Source organism: uncultured Rhodospira sp., from assembly GCF_937138205.1.
Classification (GTDB): Bacteria; Pseudomonadota; Alphaproteobacteria; order Rhodospirillales; family Rhodospirillaceae; genus Rhodospira.
On record NZ_CAKZOT010000052.1, the window covers coordinates 1 to 2,832 of the forward strand.

The window sequence follows — 2,832 nt, forward strand, 5'->3', positions numbered from 1 at the left end:
ATCCCTGTGCCTCCAGCCCTGGGTCAGAAGGGTCACTTCATAGGTCGGGCGGTATCAGACGCATCGCAACTGGCTGCGGGATAAGGGGGGAGAGCTGTAGAGAAAGCTTCTCCGAAGGCGGCCCCATTGGCGCTGGTTGGCGACCTTCCCAGAAGCCGACCAAAGGCGACCAACAAGGTGCGGAGAGGCAACGCGGGTCAGCCGTCGCTGGCGGCGGGACCCCGCAGCCTCAGCCCGCCGACTACGCCCATACCGCCGCACATTTGCTTTCTGAAGCTACCTATGTGTTACCTGGGCGTGGAATTGGGCGGGTTTGGGCGGATAAAGAAAGCCCGCTAAGCGATTGGCCTAGCGGGCTTTTTTATGGTTGCGGGGAGAGGATTTGAACCTCTGACCTTCAGGTTATGAGACGGATGCGCTTGTCATAATATATTGATATTGCGGCATGAAATCAGCCATCCGAAATTTTGTGTGTAATTTTGTGTGAGTCTACGGCAAATTCCTTGCGGTTTGCATAATCGAAGCGACCGCCTGTATAACATATTGATTCTTATAGATGTTTTTGACCTCGCACACAAGGGCTTACGTTTTCCGAGCGCGACAACCGACCTGAGCCGCATATAGAGCCTCTGTTTCCGTCTCCTGGGCATTCAAAGCCGGCTGGCGCCTGCATGATGAACCCCAATCAAGGCAAGCGGAGCTTGGCATCCTCGCCTTCAGCGAACGCGCCTGTCTGTTCCAGCACGCGGCGCGCGCCGTCAAGGTCGCGCCAGTCGATCGCATGGGTGTATTGCTGGGCATAATCCAGCATCCGGATCAACGGCGTGGTGTGGCCGTTATTGGATAGCGCCTTCAGCGCCCCGAGATAATCCGTTCGGTACGATGTCGGGATGATGATGCGCTCCTGCCCGCCCGCGATCAGCTCGGCGTTCATCATGATCCGCGCCGCGCGGCCATTCCCATCGGCAAAGGGATGCACCTCGCTGACCAGCAGCATCATGAAGACGGCCCTCTGGAACGGCTCCCCCAGCCCTTGCAGAAATGCGAAGCCCTTTTCCATGGTGCCGGTCACAAGATCGGGCGCGACAAAGACAGTATTCCCGGCCCGGTTTGTCATGGTTTTGAACACACCCGGATTCTTGTCCGGGCGGGCTTCCATGATCGCGGCATGGCGGCGGCGCAGCAGGGTCAGGAATTCATCGACATCCGATGGCAGTTTACGCATCTCTGCTTGGTCGGAGACGATACGATAAGTGCCCAGAACGTCGTGGGCGTCATCCGGACGTTCCTGCGGGATCACGCCCTTGAAGACGATATCCTCGGCTTCCTCGACGCTGAACTCCGTACCTTCGATGAAGTTGGAGAAATAAGCCTCGAAGAAAGACAGATTGGCATTGGCCTCCCCTGTCCGCTTCGGGGCCGGTCGATCAGTGGGGATCGTCTCGCGCAGCGCCGCAAAGAGCGCTTCGAACAGGCGGATACGTTCGGGATCGAAGGGCTGCCCAGCGGCGCGCGCCTTGCCGACGGCACTTTTGACGTCGGTGTCGCGCGTTCCGAGCAAAGTGCCGATCAGCTCGTTGAACGCCTCGAACTCGTCCTCCAGATCAAGCTGCGGCGCAATCTCGCGCGCTTCGTCGCGCAGACGGTTCAGCGCCGCTTCGCCTTGCCGACGCAACAGCGCGTCAAGGCGGCCCTCGATTTCCTCGCGTGACAATGTCCGCGCCACGCGTTCACCGCGCGCGCGCGACGGGCGCATATTTTCGAGCCAGGCGCGCGCCGGTGACGCCAGACGCGCGCCGCCGATAAATGGCTTGTCGCTTTCAAGCGGTCCCGGCCCTTTCCGGGGGCGGAAGATGAGCCCCGGCAAGGCAACGTCGCGTTTCTTGGCCGATATCAGACAGACCGAACCATCCGGGGCCGGCTGGTTCTCAAGGGCCGTCCGGTCCGTGATCAGGGCATCCGGATAATAGGATGTGATGAGGTAGTACCAGTTACGCCGGACCAGCCGTTCCGGCTCTTCATCCAGATTACGGGTGTAGAGCCGCGAGGCGAGCTTCCTGAGCTGCCCGCGCGCCACGGCGGCGGACACGGCCCTGGAAATCGCCGTCTCCGATACAAACACCTCGGGCATGGCATCGATGGAAAATTCGGGCATTAAGCGCACCTCCACCCAGCACAATATAGAATTTTCGGGTTTTAAGAAAGCCGAAAACGGAAAAAACGGGGTTTAAGGAACGATCCGCCGGAATTTTAGGGCGTTCCACCGGCCTGCTCCGGCGCTTGGCGAATTTTCGGGGTATAAGAGACCATTTTCAGGAACAAACGGGATTTAAGCCCGGACCATGCGCCCGTGCCGATGCCCAGGGCCTGGTTTCTGCATCTTCCGGCCGGTCACCGGCCTCCCTCTTCTGCTCTCAGGGCTCGCGTTCCGCGCGGGCCTTTTTCCTTCGTTCTGGCGCACCGCCCTAGGTGCGCCGCAACTGGCTGCCGCGTGAGCGGCTGAGGCCAGTCCTTCTCTGATCGTTCCGGTCCTGACGGATGCGGCTTAAGGGCGGAGCGCTTCTTCCGAGCGTCATCAAGGCCGCGGCGGTCGCGGCCGGAGAGACGAGAAGGAGAAGACCAATGACCTACCGGATGAGCTGCGACCAACTCCACGGCCTGTCGATCAGGGAACTCAGCGCAATGTTCAAAGTAGCGCGTAAGGCGGTGATCTCGACACGCCCCTGCACGCCTGAACACGCCGAAGCCGTCGCGGCCATGCGCCGGATCGCCAAGGTGATCGGAACGTGTCAACGACTTTGAGACAGTCGGATTGGGAGATTAAGCTCTGTT

2 protein-coding genes are annotated in these 2,832 nt (G+C 60.1%); one reads left to right on the plus strand and one right to left on the minus strand.

Going from position 1 to position 2,832, the window contains the following annotated elements:
* Positions 1-685 precede the first annotated feature (685 nt).
* Positions 686-2,155 (minus strand): Fic family protein, encoded by a 1,470-nt coding sequence (locus Q0309_RS06650; RefSeq protein WP_299438765.1) that lies wholly within the window; start codon positions 2,153-2,155, stop codon positions 686-688.
* A 467-nt stretch (positions 2,156-2,622) separates the two neighbouring features.
* Between Q0309_RS06650 and Q0309_RS06655 the strand changes: the two genes are divergently transcribed.
* Positions 2,623-2,802, plus strand: coding sequence for a hypothetical protein (locus Q0309_RS06655; protein WP_299438767.1), 180 nt, complete (start codon positions 2,623-2,625; stop codon positions 2,800-2,802).
* Positions 2,803-2,832 lie beyond the last annotated feature (30 nt).